Genomic DNA, 14,604 nt, shown 5'->3' on the forward strand with positions numbered 1-14,604 from the left:
GTTCTAGTGTTTTTGGATAAACAATTTTGTATTCACTTCATCGAAAGCAATTGCTACGCCTTCGTCTAATTTTTCTTCAAAATTAAGTTCTGCCGTTAGTGTTTCCGTTTTTATATAATTCTCGTTACTGGAAACCGCATTTTCCACAAAACCATCTTTCAAAATCTTAATGTCAATTTTATCGGTCACCTCAAATCCAGATTCTTTTCTTAGGTTTTGGATTCTATTTACCAGTTCTCTTGCGATGCCTTCTTTTCTTAAGTTTTCATCTATGGTCACATCCAAAGCAACCGTTAAAGAGCCAGAACTTGCAACCAACCAACCTTCTATATCTTGCGAGCTGATCTCTACATCGTTTAACTGTAAATTAATACTTTTATTTTTCAATACAAGCATTAATTCGCCTTCTTGCTCAATTTTTTGGATATCTTCTTGACCTAGTTGATTTACTGCTGCTGCGATGGCTTTCATATCCCTACCAAATCTAGGTCCCAAAACCTTAAAATTAGGTTTTATCTGCTTGACCAAAATCCCGGAAGCATCATCCAACAATTCAACCTGCTTTACATTGACTTCTGATCTTATCAGTTCGGAAACGGCTTCGATATCTTCTTTCTGCTCATTGTCCAAAATAGGAATCATTATTTTTTGCAAAGGCTGACGGACCTTTATTTTCTCCTTCTGACGGATAGATAGTACAAGAGAAGATACTTTTTGGGCCAACTGCATTTTTCGCTCTAATTTTTTATTGACCATCTTGGCATCAAAAATTGGAAAATCTGCAAGATGGACACTTTCAAAATCTTCTTTTTTGGTCGTTGCGTTCAAGTCCTGGTACAACCTGTCCATAAAGAAGGGTGCAACGGGCGCCGATAATTTAGCAACAGTAAGCAAACAGGTATACAAGGTCTGGTATGCCGATATTTTATCTTCTTGGTAATCCCCTTTCCAAAAACGTCTTCGGCTAAGCCTTACGTACCAGTTACTAAGGTTTTCCTGAACATAGTCCGAAATCATTCGTGCCGCCTTTGTGGCTTCATAATCCGCATACGCCTCATCCACTTTCTGGATAAGGGAATGCAATTCAGAAAGGATCCATTGGTCTATTTCTGGCCGCTTGGCAAGGGGTATTTGTGCTTCGGAATAATCAAATTCATCAATATTGGCGTATAGGGCCATAAAGGAATACGTATTGTAAAGTGTTCCAAAAAACTTACGTTTCACCTCCACAATACCATCTATATCAAACTTGAGATTATCCCAAGGATTGGCGTTGGAAATCATATACCACCGTGTGGCATCTGCCCCATGTTCTGGTAAAACTTGAAAAGGGTCTACCGCATTGCCCAACCTTTTGGACATCTTCTTGCCTTCCTTATCAAGTACCAAACCATTGGAAACCACATTTTGATACGATACCGTATCAAAAACCATAGTTGCAATAGCATGTAAAGTATAGAACCAACCCCTTGTTTGGTCCACACCTTCGGCGATAAAGTTAGCTGGGAATGCTATACCACCATCTATCAATTCTTTATTTTCAAAAGGGTAGTGCCATTGTGCGTAGGGCATGGAACCGCTATCAAACCAAACATCGATCAGGTCCGCCTCCCTTTTCATTGCTTTTCCAGAAGGTGAGACCAAAGTAATTTGATCTACTATGTTTTTATGCAAATCGATTTTTTCGTAGTTGGACTCGCTCATATCGCCAACCACAAAATCTTCAAAAACATCTTTTTCAAGTACTCCTGCATCAACAGCTTTCGCCATTTCTGTTTTCAGTTCTTCTACCGAACCGATCAATAGCTCCTCGCTGCCATCCTCGGTGCGCCAAATGGGCAAAGGAATTCCCCAATAACGTGAGCGGGAAAGGTTCCAATCATTGGCATTTGCCAACCAATTGCCAAAACGTCCCTCACCAGTAGCTTTAGGTTTCCAATTTATGGTTTGGTTCAGCTCGAACATACGGTCTTTTACATCCGTGACCTTAATAAACCAAGAATCCAAAGGATAATAGAGAATTGGCTTATCGGTACGCCAGCAGTTTGGATAACTGTGCACGTACTTTTCCACCTTAAACGCCTTGTTCTCTTCTTTTAGTTTGATGGCAATCTCTACATCCACAGAACGCTCAGGTGCCTCTCCTTCGTTATAATATTCGTTTTTTACATATTTACCACCAAACTCCTTAAGTTCTGGTCTAAACTTTCCTTGTAAGTCTACCAAAGGAACTGGATTTTTGTTTTCGTCCAGAACCAGCATTGGAGGTACTTCTGGTTTTGCTTGTTTTGCTACAAAAGCATCATCTGCACCAAAGGTAGGAGCGGTATGCACGATTCCTGTTCCATCCTCCGTAGTTACAAAATCCCCTGCAATGACCCGAAATGCATTTTCAGGATTTTGGTATGGCTGAACATAGTCAATAAGCTGTTCATATTCGATGCCCACTAAATCTGCTCCTTTTGCTTCAGCAATGATTTGGTAAGGGATTTTTTTATCCGTAGCTGCATAGTTTACAAAATCCTCATTACTTTCAGCTTCAAAGAATTTTCCAGTAAATTGTTTCCCGACCAAGTTTTTTGCCAAAACCACATAGCTTGGCTCAAAAGTATATTGATTGAAACTTCGAACCAGAACATAGTCAATCTTTGGTCCCACGGTCAACGCGGTATTTGATGGCAATGTCCAAGGTGTGGTCGTCCATGCCAAAAAGTAAACTTCTCCATCGATACTATTAAAAATAATGGGCAATGTTCCTTTTTTTATCTTGAACTGCGCCGTAACCGTAGTATCCGTAACATCTTGATAGGTTCCCGGTTGATTCAGCTCATGGGAACTTAACCCTGTTCCCGCTTTTGGCGAATACGGCTGTATGGTGTACCCTTTATATAAAAGACCTTTATCATAAATCTGTTTTAGCAACCACCAAACAGATTCCATATACTTGGATTTGTACGTAATATATGGATCATCCATGTCTACCCAATATCCTATCTTCTCGGTCATTTCATTCCAAACATCCGTATAGCGCATGACCGCTTTTTTACAAGCAGCATTGTACTCCTCGACCGAAATCTTTTCACCAATATCCTCTTTAGTGATTCCCAGTTCTTTCTCAACACCGATTTCGATAGGTAATCCATGAGTGTCCCACCCCGCTTTTCGTTTTACCTGATGCCCTTTCATGGTTTTGTACCTAGGAAAGATATCTTTAATGGTACGGGCCATTACATGATGAATGCCTGGCATTCCGTTAGCGGACGGTGGCCCTTCATAGAAAACATAGCTTTCCTTCCCCTCTCTGGTAGAGACACTTTTTTCAAAAATCCCGTTTTCTTTCCAAAAGCTCAGTATTTCTTCTGATACTTTAGGTAAATCCAATCCCCTATATTCAGCAAACTTCATATGTATAGCTACTTCTTCTAGATTTCCAAGGTTGCAAAATTAAAAATTTACCGGGAATTATAGCTTTCCTAATCAGGTATTTGAATTTGTATAAAATGCTTAATCTAAATATGATACGCTGTAAGTTCCTATTTAAACCAAAATACATATCTTCACGACATTAACACTAAACCATTTTTAAAATGAAAAAAGTATGTATTGCAATTGTTGCGCTATCAGTATCCATGACAACTATGGTATCTTGTAAAGAAGCTGCAGATAAAGCCAAAGAGGCTACAGAAGAAGCAGCTGGCTCTTTAGAAGAGGCCGGTAATGATTTAAAAAAAGCGGCCGATGACACAGCCGATACCATGAAGGAAGCTGGTGAAGATATGAAAGATGCTGGTGAAAAAGCTATGGACAGCATTAAAAAAGCCGGTGAGGAAACCATGAATAAAGCCAAAGAAATGGGCGAAGACATGAAAGATACTGCCAATGAAACAGCCAATGATCTTAAAAAGGCCGCAGAAGATGCAAAAGAAAAAGTAGAGCACTAAACTGCCTACAAGCAAAGACAAAAAAGGGCCTACAAAAGAAATTTCTTTTGTAGGCCCTTTTTTGTTTTCAAAAACTATATCCCAACCCTAAAATGAAATTTGTACCGGGAGCTACGATACCTGAGGAATACGTTCTATAACGTTGATTTGTCATGTTTTCCAAGCTTATAGTTGTCTTTAAGGCATTGGATATTTTATATTGCGACCTAAAATTTAAGGTGTACCAAGAAGGTGAAAATGGGTTGCCGTTTTCATCGGTAGCATAAATAAACTCTTTGCTGCGTTCCGAGAATGCCAAATCATTAAAACTGATTTCACCATTGTAGTTTAGAAAGAAATCTGTTTTAAATCTCTGATTCTGCCACACCAGATGAAAGTCTCCAAACGTTGGTGCCACATGTCTTGCAGGTGAGTCTGTACCATCCTCGTCTTCTTCGATACCTTCGGTAATGGTCAAATTTGAAAAAACGGACCAATTATCGCTTAAAAAAGCTTCCATACTTAGTTCAAAACCGTAGACATAAGCTTTTGCCGCATTTTGGATAGCCTGTACATTGCTCAACTCATTATTGTAGATAATCTCCGATGCTCCATTGAACTCGTAGTCCCTTCTTACTAGGGCGTCCACCAAGTAGGTGTAGTATGCCGCTCCTTTTAATACCACCCTGTCATTGAAGTTTTTCCGAACGCCCACTTCCGCATTGTAAGCATATTCAGGTTCTAAATCTGGATTTGGAACTACTACAGAACCAGGTTCAGAGTCAAATACTTTTCCAATATCATCTATGTTTGGAGCTCTAAAACCTGTGGAGCCGTTCAATGTTATTTGAAGATTAGCTTTTGGAAACCAGCTAAATCCAACGCTCCCTGTGAAAGCCCCCGTTATTAAGTCCGCTTCATCAAAAGGGAATGGAAAAAAGGTCTTGTCAAATTGGGCATCTACCCAAACTTGACTGTACCGAGCCCCGGACAGTAAGGTAAAATTCGGTTTCAGTTGCCATTCACCATTTAAGTACCCTGCAAAAGTCTGCCAAGTGGAACCATCAGGATATCTTGATGCTGCTCCGGTCACTTCATTGGTTTCTATATTTGTTTGGGTTCCTTCAGAATTTACTTTGTTAAAGATGTATTCAGCACCGTAATACAATCTAAGATCTCCAATTTTTTTGTTTTCAAAGTCGAGGTTTACGGATAGTGCATCTACCTTTTCCTCTGTAGTGAACCTATCATCCTCTTGAAAACCCCTTTCATTTCTGCTTTCTTCAAAATGTTGATAGGCCGTAGTTAATTTAACACCATCATAGAATTTGTTTTTCCCCTTTTTAGTCAATTGAAAATTCCCCATAAACCACTTTTGAGGACCATAAAACCACTCAGCCGAACGAAGTCCATCTCCATCACTACTGGGGCGAATCAATCTATCGTATCTAGAGAAATCGGAAGTTTCCGAGTAATACAATCCTAAATCATAATTCCATGTGGTATTGGGTTTGTACGTAAACTTTTGAAGAAAATTTACTTGATCGTATCCAGAAGTAACCTGCTTTCTGGGATCATCATTTTGTACCAATACATCTGTTCCATTTTCCCTTCTCACAAAAGTGTTCCGCAGGTACGAATCGCGACCGTGCTCTCCCATGACCAAGTCATCAAAATCGTTATATGTGAAACTGGTATAGGAAGCCCATTTCTTTTTGCCTATGTTAAAATCCAAGTGCGTGGTACTTTCATTGTTTGCCGAAGCAAATCTATAATTGGCATTTCCTGAAAACGTGAGACTGTCCGTAAAGGAAAATCTTGGCTTTTTGGTGAAAAAATTCATCACACCCCCAATGGCATCGCTTCCATAAATAACAGAGCCGGGACCAAAGATTACTTCCGTATTTTTTATGGTAAAGGGATCTACAGAAATCACATTTTGAATATTTCCATCTCTAAAAATGGCATTGTTCATACGAACTCCGTCCACAGACAGCAATAGTCTGCTCGTTGCAAACCCCCTAATCATAGGGCTACCACCACCAAGTTGACTCTTTTGAACAAAAACCTTTCCGCTATTCTGGAGTAAGTCAGCCGATGTTTGTGGTGCGGTAAAGGACACGGTTCTTGCATCAATGGATTCAATCTTTTGTGGAATATCTTTTTTTTGCTGTTCCCATTTAGATACGGACATCACTATTTCTTGTAGTTCTTCCAGTTTTAAATCCAAATAGACCCGGTTTCCTTTCTTAGCGATCTGTGCCTTGGTCGTAGCGTAGGTTTGGTAGCTTATATGCTTAAATATTATCTTCTCGCTTTTGAAAAAAGCCTTTAAGTCACATTTCCCATCAAAGTCAGAGATCGTGGTTTTGGATTTATCCTTATTGTACACTGCAATGTTGGAAATTGGATTACCCGTAACCGCATCCAAAACCTTGATTTCTTGAGAAAAAACGGTGTAAGAAATCAATAGAAAAAAGAGGATAAAACCTTTGCTATGCATACTATTCAAAAACTGCGTTTAAAACCGCCAAGGACTTCGGTTTTCTGAAACCGTGTAAATGTAATTCAAAATATAGAATAACTTTTTTCAGAAGCTCTTGTCGTTGCGATTTCCCCATTTGTATCGCATTTAATGCATCAAAATTTATGCCTAAAAACTTTTTGAAATGAACTAAGTTTTCATCTTGAATCAAAGGGTTGAGGGTAGGCGTTTTAGAGAAGCTTCCCTCCATCAAATCAAAATAATCCTTTTCTTGAAAAGTAGTGTCTGGATAAAATCCCAAGTATTTGGTAAAGTTCAGCAAGAACAAAATATGGAAATTGGAGTTTGAAGGATGCTCGTCCAACCAGTATAGTACATATTCAAGATACTGGAACAGGGTCTTGTCCTCTTCTTGCTCTTGAATACTATTTCCCAACATTTCCGCTAAAAAAAGCACCATACTGTTTTTAACGATATCGGTATGGAGCGTTTTATAAGGGTGGATTACCCTAACTTCCCGTATGCTTTCAAGTGTCCCTTTGTTCTTATGAACGGCCACAATTTCCAGCTGCATCAAAGGAAGAAAATATGCGGCTTTAACTTTGCCTCTTTTTGAACTCAGCACACCTTTTAATAAATAGGACTTTAAACCATCAGAAGCAGTAAAGGCTTTAACGATAAGGCTGGTATCACCATATTTCAAAGAAGAAAGTACTATTGCCCTTGTAGTTACCTGCATTTACTGAAGTTGAATCTAGGTAAAGATAATCTGAAAAAGTTTGAGGTACGAATTAAGAAATCAGATGTAGTTAGTTCGAAATATTTTGCAAGAAAAGCTTATGTCATCAAACAAAAAGACCCTTCGGATTTTAAAATCCGAAAGGTCTTCATTCGTACTTCGTATTTCTAATTTTGTACCTTAGATTACGCCCTGCGCCAACATGGCATCGGCTACTTTTACGAAACCGGCAATATTTGCTCCTTTTACGTAATTACAATATCCGCCTTCTTCTTTACCGTACTCGATACAAGAATCATGAATGTCTTCCATAATACCTTTAAGGCGTTCGTCCACTTCTTCCCTTGTCCAGCTTATACGCAAAGAGTTCTGCGACATTTCCAATCCTGAAGTGGCAACGCCACCGGCATTGGAAGCTTTACCTGGTGCAAATAGTATTTTTGCATCGTGGAAAGCATGGATAGCTTCTGGGGTCGATGGCATATTGGCACCTTCGGCCACTGCTATACAGCCATTTTTTATTAAAGTTGCTGCGTCATCTCCATTTAGTTCGTTTTGCGTTGCACATGGTAAGGCAACGTCACACGCAACTTCCCATGGTGTTTTACCTTTGTGGAACTCTGCAGAAGTATACTTATCCGCATATTCAGAAATTCTTCCTCTTCGATTGTTCTTAAGGTCCATAACAAAAGTAAGTTTTTCACTATCAATGCCATCTTTATCATAAATGTAACCGCCAGAGTCGGAAAGTGTCAACACTTTTCCGCCCAATTGCAAAACTTTTTCAGCTGCATATTGGGCAACATTTCCCGATCCCGAAATAACCACTTTTTTACCTTCGAAAGAATCGTTGTTCGTTTTTAGCATGCTATCTGCAAAATATACGGTACCGTAGCCTGTAGCTTCTGGACGAATTAACGAACCTCCCCAAGAGATCCCTTTACCGGTGAGTACCCCGGTAAATTCGTTTCGTATCTTTTTGTACTTTCCGAACAAAAACCCTATTTCACGGGCACCAACACCAATATCACCGGCAGGGACATCGGTATTTGGCCCAATATGACGGCATAACTCGGTCATAAAGGAATGACAAAAACGCATTATTTCATCGTCTGATTTCCCTTTTGGGTCAAAATCGGAACCTCCTTTTCCTCCGCCCATGGGAAGGGTGGTCAAGCTGTTTTTGAAAACTTGCTCAAAAGCCAAGAATTTCAAAACGCTGGCATTGACCGTTGGGTGAAACCTTAAACCTCCTTTGTAAGGCCCAATAGCCGAATTCATCTGAATCCGATATCCACGGTTTACGTGAATCTCACCAGCATCATCTACCCAAGCTACGCGAAAAGAAATTAAACGCTCTGGCTCGACCATGCGCAATAAGATATTCTTTCCATGATAGATATCATGCTTTACGATATAAGGTATAACGGTTTCCGCGACCTCTTGTACCGCTTGGATGAATTCTGGCTCATGACCATTTCTGGCCTTGATCTCATCCATAAATGCTTTGATTTTTGCTTCCATAAAACGGATTACTAGTTTGTTGTCCCTTAGACTTTCTTCAGGGCTTTTTTAATAAATTATGAATTTGACGGCAAAATTATACTATTTGCATAATTTGAATGTGCCTTTTTTAAAAATTTTGCAAAATTTTACTATCCTATCGCCTGTTCCAAGTCCGCTATTAGGTCGTCCGCATCCTCTATTCCCACACTTAACCTGATCAACGCATCCACTACACCGCTTTTCTCGCGTTCCTCTTTTGGAATACTTGCATGTGTCATACTTGCAGGATGACCCGCTAAACTCTCAACACCGCCCAAAGATTCCGCAAGCGTAAAAACTTCCAATTTCTCCACTATTTTAATTGCATCTTCGTAGCTACTTCCATCTGGAACAAAGGAAATCATTCCACCAAAATCATCCATTTGAGCTTTGGCTACATCGTGGTTTGGATGTGTCTCAAAACCTGGCCAGTATACTTTTCCAATTTTTGGATGCTTGGTCAGATATTCTGCGATGGCTTTTCCGTTTTCACAGTGCCTTTGCATACGGACATGAAGCGTTTTTATGCCACGCAACGTTAAAAAACTGTCCATAGGACCACACACGGCTCCACTTGCATTTTGAATAAAATATAGTTTGTCCGCCAAGTCTTTATCCTTGACAATCAAGGCACCTACAACTATATCGCTATGGCCTCCCAAATACTTTGTAGCCGAGTGCATTACAATATCAGCTCCTAAATCCAAAGGTCGCTGCAAGTAAGGAGTGGCAAACGTATTATCTACCGCTAAAAGTAAATCATGCTTTTTAGCTAAATCAGATACTGCTTTAATATCAATAACATTCATCATAGGGTTAGTTGGTGTCTCAACCCATATAAGTTTTGTATTGTTGTTGATACGTTCTTCAATTGCAGCAACGCTTTGCATTCCTATAAAATGAAACGTAATCCCGTATTTTTCAAAAATTTGTTTGAACAAACGATAGCTTCCACCATATAAATCATTGGTTGAAATTACCTCATCTCCGGGATTTAAAAGCTTTATAACTGCATCGATGGCGGCAAGTCCGCTTGCAAATGCAAGTCCATACGTGCCGTTTTCAATACTTGCCAAGGAATTCTCCAGCGCTGTTCTTGTTGGATTGGCACTACGCGAATATTCAAACCCTTGATGCCCTCCTGGAGTGGTTTGCGCATAGGTCGATGTTTGATAGATCGGCGGCATAACCGAACCATAAGCTTTATCCGGGTGTTGTCCCCCGTGAATGGTCTTACTGTTGAATTTTAAGTCTTTTTTGCTCATTTTTTCTAAATCTGCGTACAAATGTATCGTTATCTTTTGGAGTAATCAACGATGTATTATTTTTGAAGCCCCTAAAACCTCCAATATGAAAAAATCTATAGGCGTACTCCTTCTTGTATTGATAGCCATTGGTTGCGAAAACAGTGATAAACTTACTTTTGAACCCTTACAAATAGTTGGTGAGGATTGTGCAACTTGCCCCAAAATCGACATTGACGTTCCCAAGGCCATTGACGACACTGCAATTGCAAATACGATAAACCGTAGCACTGAAGAAGAAATTATCGCATATCTTTCTTTTGATGAGGAAGAGGACATTGAAAATCTGAACGATGCAATAGCTTCTTTTACCAGTAGTTTTAAGGAACTGGCAACCAGATTTCCTGAAGATACCATAGGGTGGGAGGCTAAAGTAGATGGCGAAGTTGTTTATGAGGATGAAAATGTCTTGACACTCGCAATGGACACCTACATTTTTACCGGTGGAGCACATGGGTATGGCGCAACAACATTTTTAAATTTTGATAAAACAAAGGGAATAGAGTTGGAAAATTGGGAACTTTTTGAAGATTTAGAAGATTTTCAGCAGCTTGCGGAAGCCAAGTTCAGGGCGCAGGAAAGCATTCCTCAAGAAGGGAACATTAACGCAACGGGATTTATGTTTGAGGACGATGAATTCCATTTGGCCAAAAATATTGGGTACACGGAAGACGGAATCCGATTTGTCTATAACCAGTACGAAGTGGCTTCCTATGCAGATGGCCCTATTCTTTTAACTTTACCTTTCAAGGAAATAAATAAATATTTGAAAAATAAGGTAAAATCCTAATCCACTTTATTTTTCCTAGGTTTTATAGCTAATCCAAATAATAACGTAACCCTGCGCCCACTAAAAGTGTAGTATCGTTAAGGTCGCTATTAAAATGATAGAATCCTGTAACTGGTGCGATTATCGAAAATGTATCCGATAGGAAAAAATCCAGTTCAAAAGTGGCAAAGCCACCATAGATAAAGCTACTCTCCGCATCAACTGCATTAAAAGGAAAATCTGTTTCCCCATCATTGATATGCTTATAGCCCAAAGAGGGACCTCCACCAAAGTAAATAAAAAAACCCCGGTTTGGAGAAGTAAGCACAGTTGTAAAATATCCCAGGCTCACAAAATAATCTTCATACGGAAACTCAATGCCCCCTACAGGTTGTTCCATAGAAGAGGCAAAGACAAACGATACCCTAAAAAAATCCGTGGTACTTTGGAAATAGTTGATATTGGCGTTTAAACCATATCCGTTTGTTTTGTAGCTTGGCACTACATCAAAGAAAAAATCGCTTCTTTGAGAATAAGCTTGTTCAAAGGAAAACATGAGCATAGCCAAAAATGCCAAATAGCGTAGGCAGTTTTTTTTCATATCGATAAAGATTTGGGGGCTTGCTGTTATTACAAATATAATCGGATTAAATAAAACCTGGATGTTCTATTTGATACACTCTTTCAAAACATAATTTATTGAGACATGAAAACAATCATATCTATTTATTTAGATATATGAATATTTAATATATATTTGCCTTATGAATATTGTTGAAATCAGCAAAGTGCTATCCAATAAAACCAGGGTCAACATTCTAAAATGGTTGAAGAATCCTGAAGCGAACTTTCCCCCGCACCAAGATATTGACCATTTTGACGATGGGGTCTGTGTTGGTTTTATACAGGACAAAACTGGATTATCACAATCCACAATTTCAACCTATTTGAACTCCATGCAGAATGCAAATCTGGTCATACCAACCCGACACGGAAAGTGGACTTATTACAGAAGAAACGAAGAAGTAATCAAAGCTTATGTTGAAGCATTAAAAACCGATTTATAAAATTTAACATAACATATCTATAATTAGCGAAATATAAATTTGATAGCCATGAAAAACTGTACTATTGAATACAATGAATTGTTACAAGAGAAGCAAAATAGGTCTCTCAAAAAAAGAATCATACATTTTCTAAGTTTTTTCAAGATTGAGGGAGCTGAATATTTATCTAAAACAAAATAATATGAAAACTATAGGGCTTATCGGAGGTATGAGTTGGGAATCCTCCAAAGTATATTATCAATATATAAATGAGATGGTCAAGGAAAAGCTGGGCGGTTCCCACTCCGCAAAAAGTATACTAACCTCAGTGGACTTTGATCAAATTGAACATTATTCCTTCTCTGGCGAATGGGATAAAATTGGTGATCTCATGGCAGTACATGCTGAAAAACTCGAAAAAGCTGGAGCGGATTTGGTAGTGCTTTGCACCAATACCATACATCTGGTAAGTGATGCCATCACCCAAGCAATCGACGTTCCATTTTTACATATTGCCCACGCAACTGGTGAGGCTATCGTAAAATCTGGAGTGAAGAAAGTAGCACTTTTAGGAACAAGGTTCACCATGGAAAAAGACTTTTATACCAAAATCCTTCGGGAGCAGTATAATTTAGAAGTAATGGTTCCTGATGCAGAGGATATGGACATACTTCAATCGATTATTTATGATGAGCTCGTAAAAGGGGTATTTAAACCTGAATCCAAGCAAATTTGTTTGGAAATCATCAAAAAAATGGAAGCCCAAGGTGCCGAAGGTGCAATTTTAGGGTGCACCGAGCTCCCTTTGCTCATTCCTAACGATGAAGTAGCCATTACTACATTTGACACCACAAGAATTCATGCACAAAAAGCTGTTGATTTTGCACTTTCTTAGCAAGGCATAGATTAATTTTGAGTTCTTAAAAAGAAGACAATCTTACAATGAAAAAAATTTATCATTTAGGTAGCTGTTCTACCTGCAAGCGTATTTTAAAAGAGTTGGAACCACTTGATAACGTTGTTCTGCAAGAGATTAAGTCAGAACCCATAACAGCCAATCAATTGGAAGAAATGAAAAACATGTCAGGTAGTTACGAAGCTTTGTTCAGCAGAAGGGCGATGCTCTTCCGTCAAAAGGGATTACATGAAAAGGAACTAGCAGAGAATGATTATAAAAATCTTATCCTTGAACATTATACTTTTCTTAAAAGGCCTGTTATCATTTTTGAAGATGAAATCTTTATCGGAAATTCCAAAAAAGTAGTCGAAGCCGCTAAAGGCAAACTGCACCCATGAGCAAAAGAACCCTTGCCATTCTGGCTGCCATTGGCGCTACCACTATCTATGGTATTAATCACACGGTTGCCAAAGGAGTTATGCCAACCCATATAAAACCTTTTGGGTTTATCATGCTCAGGGTGGTCGGTGCGGCTATTCTATTTTGGGGAATTTCTTTTTTTGGACCAAAAGAGAAAATTGAAAAAAGGGATTGGGGCAGAATTCTTGTTTGTTCCATTTTGGGAATGGTCATCAATATGTTGGCATTCTTTAAGGGCCTAGAGCTCTCAACACCAATTAACAGCGCTGTTTTGGTTACGATTACCCCAATCATCGTGGTAATCTTATCTGCATTTTTCCTGAGTGAAAAAATAACCTTAAACAAAGGGCTCGGTATTGTATTGGGCTTTATCGGTGCTGTGGCGCTTATACTTTTTGGAGCTGAAATACGTCAAGACGCACCGAACATTCCATTGGGTAATTTTCTGTTCGTGGTCAATGCCACTTCTTACGGGGCTTATTTGATCGTCGTTAAAAAACTGATTGAAAAATACCATCCGTTCACCTTAATGAAATGGTTGTTTACCATTGCCATTATCATCAACTTCCCGATTACACTTCCGGAGTTTTTGGAAATACAATGGTCGACCATGCCACTCTGGGCCTATGGTGCTATTGCATTTGTAATTATCGGCACTACTTTTATGACCTATCTTTTTAATGCTTTTGCCCTAACCGAGCTAAAAGCGTCAACCGTGGGAGCCTTTGTTTATGTGCAACCATTATTTGGGATATTGTTCGCTTTGTTTTCTGGTAAGGACCAACTCACAATGATCAAAGTCTTGGCAACCGCTTTGGTTTTGTTAGGAGTTTATCTGGCAAGTAAGAAGTCTCGCCCAAAGCCTTGACAATCTTAAAATCATATTATTATTTCTTAAACCGTCAACTCATTTAGGGCAACCATCAATTGACCATGTTCAAATCTGGTCAGGTCTTCTATCTTTTAGTTTTCAAATTTCTTATGAAAACTATTCCATCACCTAGTATCCAAAGTAAAAAAAATAGCATTCTACTATTTTTTGTAGTATTCACTTACCCATTTCTGTGCAACGCCCAATCGTTTCCTGTACATGTTACGGTCCAGACCTTGGGCGCCTCGCCCTCACAACTCTCTACATTTGCCGATGCTTCACAGAACAATGGACCGCTACGGGTCACGCTGGCACTCAACGATCTGAACATTACGGGTAGGGAAGTGCAACTACGGTTGTTCTTTCAAGGAGGTGGTATCAATTTTCAAAGTACCACGAATCCTGTGGGCACCGGACCCTTCTTTTTGGACGGGGGAATTCCGTTGACGCTCAATGCGGCGGAGCTAGCCCCTTACTTTCAACTTGCGAACGTTACGGGCGTTTCCCCAACGGTCTACGGACGTACCCTACCCGAAGGTTCGTACCGGATATGTTTTGAGGTCTTTGATGTCCTCACGGGCAAACGCCTCTCGGCCCGTTCGTGTGC

13 protein-coding genes are annotated in these 14,604 nt (G+C 39.4%); 7 read left to right on the forward strand and 6 right to left on the reverse strand.

Going from position 1 to position 14,604, the window contains the following annotated elements; translation table 11 throughout:
* Positions 1 to 3: 3 nt before the first annotated feature.
* Positions 4 to 3,405, reverse strand: a complete 3,402-nt coding sequence (gene ileS, locus KIM67_RS08980) for an isoleucine--tRNA ligase (RefSeq protein WP_213831000.1) — start codon at positions 3,403 to 3,405, stop codon at positions 4 to 6.
* A 182-nt stretch (positions 3,406 to 3,587) separates the two neighbouring features.
* Between ileS and KIM67_RS08985 the strand changes: the two genes are divergently transcribed.
* The gene (locus KIM67_RS08985) at positions 3,588 to 3,941 is read left to right on the forward strand and encodes a hypothetical protein (RefSeq protein ID WP_213831001.1); all 354 of its coding nucleotides are present in this window, start codon (positions 3,588 to 3,590) and stop codon (positions 3,939 to 3,941) included.
* 67 nt (positions 3,942 to 4,008) lie between these two features.
* On the opposite strand, the gene KIM67_RS08990 is transcribed toward KIM67_RS08985, so the two are convergent.
* From KIM67_RS08990 to KIM67_RS09005, 4 genes are all read right to left on the reverse strand, one after another.
* A complete protein-coding gene (locus tag KIM67_RS08990; protein ID WP_213831017.1) occupies positions 4,009 to 6,423 on the reverse strand; it encodes a TonB-dependent receptor in 2,415 nt (804 codons plus the stop codon).
* A gap of 1 nt (position 6,424) precedes the next feature.
* A complete protein-coding gene (gene recO, locus KIM67_RS08995; RefSeq protein ID WP_213831002.1) occupies positions 6,425 to 7,144 on the reverse strand; it encodes a DNA repair protein RecO in 720 nt (239 codons plus the stop codon).
* 180 nt (positions 7,145 to 7,324) lie between these two features.
* On the reverse strand, positions 7,325 to 8,668 hold the full coding sequence (gdhA, locus tag KIM67_RS09000; protein WP_213831003.1) for an NADP-specific glutamate dehydrogenase: 1,344 nt from the start codon (positions 8,666 to 8,668) through the stop codon (positions 7,325 to 7,327).
* A gap of 131 nt (positions 8,669 to 8,799) precedes the next feature.
* Positions 8,800 to 9,954, reverse strand: a complete 1,155-nt coding sequence (locus tag KIM67_RS09005; RefSeq protein ID WP_213831004.1) for a cystathionine gamma-synthase — start codon at positions 9,952 to 9,954, stop codon at positions 8,800 to 8,802.
* Positions 9,955 to 10,039: 85 nt separating this feature from the next.
* Here KIM67_RS09005 and KIM67_RS09010 point away from each other — a divergent pair, with 85 nt between their 5' ends.
* The gene (locus tag KIM67_RS09010) at positions 10,040 to 10,783 is read left to right on the forward strand and encodes a DUF3298 and DUF4163 domain-containing protein (protein ID WP_213831005.1); all 744 of its coding nucleotides are present in this window, start codon (positions 10,040 to 10,042) and stop codon (positions 10,781 to 10,783) included.
* A gap of 28 nt (positions 10,784 to 10,811) precedes the next feature.
* Here the strand turns inward: KIM67_RS09010 and KIM67_RS09015 are convergent, their stop codons facing one another.
* Positions 10,812 to 11,363, reverse strand: coding sequence for a conjugal transfer protein TraO (locus KIM67_RS09015; protein ID WP_213831006.1), 552 nt, complete (start codon positions 11,361 to 11,363; stop codon positions 10,812 to 10,814).
* Positions 11,364 to 11,526: 163 nt separating this feature from the next.
* Between KIM67_RS09015 and KIM67_RS09020 the strand changes: the two genes are divergently transcribed.
* From KIM67_RS09020 to KIM67_RS09040, 5 genes are all read left to right on the forward strand, one after another.
* Positions 11,527 to 11,829: a helix-turn-helix transcriptional regulator gene (locus KIM67_RS09020; RefSeq protein WP_213831007.1), complete on the forward strand. Its 303-nt coding sequence runs from the start codon at positions 11,527 to 11,529 to the stop codon at positions 11,827 to 11,829.
* Between the two features lie 181 nt (positions 11,830 to 12,010).
* Positions 12,011 to 12,703 carry an aspartate/glutamate racemase family protein gene (locus KIM67_RS09025; protein ID WP_213831008.1) on the forward strand — a complete coding sequence of 231 codons (693 nt, stop codon included), beginning with the start codon at positions 12,011 to 12,013 and terminating at the stop codon, positions 12,701 to 12,703.
* 47 nt (positions 12,704 to 12,750) lie between these two features.
* Complete coding sequence (locus KIM67_RS09030; RefSeq protein WP_213831009.1) at positions 12,751 to 13,104, forward strand: arsenate reductase family protein; 354 nt, start codon at positions 12,751 to 12,753, stop codon at positions 13,102 to 13,104.
* Positions 13,101 to 13,994: a DMT family transporter gene (locus KIM67_RS09035; protein WP_213831010.1), complete on the forward strand. Its 894-nt coding sequence runs from the start codon at positions 13,101 to 13,103 to the stop codon at positions 13,992 to 13,994. Before KIM67_RS09030 ends, KIM67_RS09035 begins: the two co-directional genes overlap by 4 nt.
* A gap of 113 nt (positions 13,995 to 14,107) precedes the next feature.
* A partial coding sequence (locus KIM67_RS09040; RefSeq protein ID WP_213831011.1) for a hypothetical protein occupies positions 14,108 to 14,604 on the forward strand: 497 nt, incomplete at its 3' end.

Origin of the sequence: Flagellimonas sp. 389, from assembly GCF_018449435.1 — a bacterium.
Lineage (GTDB): Bacteria > Bacteroidota > Bacteroidia > Flavobacteriales > Flavobacteriaceae > Flagellimonas.

Bases quoted from the DNA above. Each gene is read 5' to 3' on its own strand.
- KIM67_RS09020 (WP_213831007.1), top strand. From the start codon at position 11,527: ATGAATATTGTTGAAATCAGCAAAGTGCTATCCAATAAAACCAGGGTC.
- KIM67_RS09025 (WP_213831008.1), top strand. From the start codon at position 12,011: ATGAAAACTATAGGGCTTATCGGAGGTATGAGTTGGGAATCCTCCAAA.
- ileS (WP_213831000.1), bottom strand. From the start codon at position 3,405: ATGAAGTTTGCTGAATATAGGGGATTGGATTTACCTAAAGTATCAGAA.
- KIM67_RS08985 (WP_213831001.1), top strand. From the start codon at position 3,588: ATGAAAAAAGTATGTATTGCAATTGTTGCGCTATCAGTATCCATGACA.
- gdhA (WP_213831003.1), bottom strand. From the start codon at position 8,668: ATGGAAGCAAAAATCAAAGCATTTATGGATGAGATCAAGGCCAGAAAT.
- KIM67_RS09035 (WP_213831010.1), top strand. From the start codon at position 13,101: ATGAGCAAAAGAACCCTTGCCATTCTGGCTGCCATTGGCGCTACCACT.
- KIM67_RS09030 (WP_213831009.1), top strand. From the start codon at position 12,751: ATGAAAAAAATTTATCATTTAGGTAGCTGTTCTACCTGCAAGCGTATT.
- KIM67_RS09015 (WP_213831006.1), bottom strand. From the start codon at position 11,363: ATGAAAAAAAACTGCCTACGCTATTTGGCATTTTTGGCTATGCTCATG.
- KIM67_RS08990 (WP_213831017.1), bottom strand. From the start codon at position 6,423: ATGCATAGCAAAGGTTTTATCCTCTTTTTTCTATTGATTTCTTACACC.
- recO (WP_213831002.1), bottom strand. From the start codon at position 7,144: ATGCAGGTAACTACAAGGGCAATAGTACTTTCTTCTTTGAAATATGGT.
- KIM67_RS09005 (WP_213831004.1), bottom strand. From the start codon at position 9,954: ATGAGCAAAAAAGACTTAAAATTCAACAGTAAGACCATTCACGGGGGA.
- KIM67_RS09010 (WP_213831005.1), top strand. From the start codon at position 10,040: ATGAAAAAATCTATAGGCGTACTCCTTCTTGTATTGATAGCCATTGGT.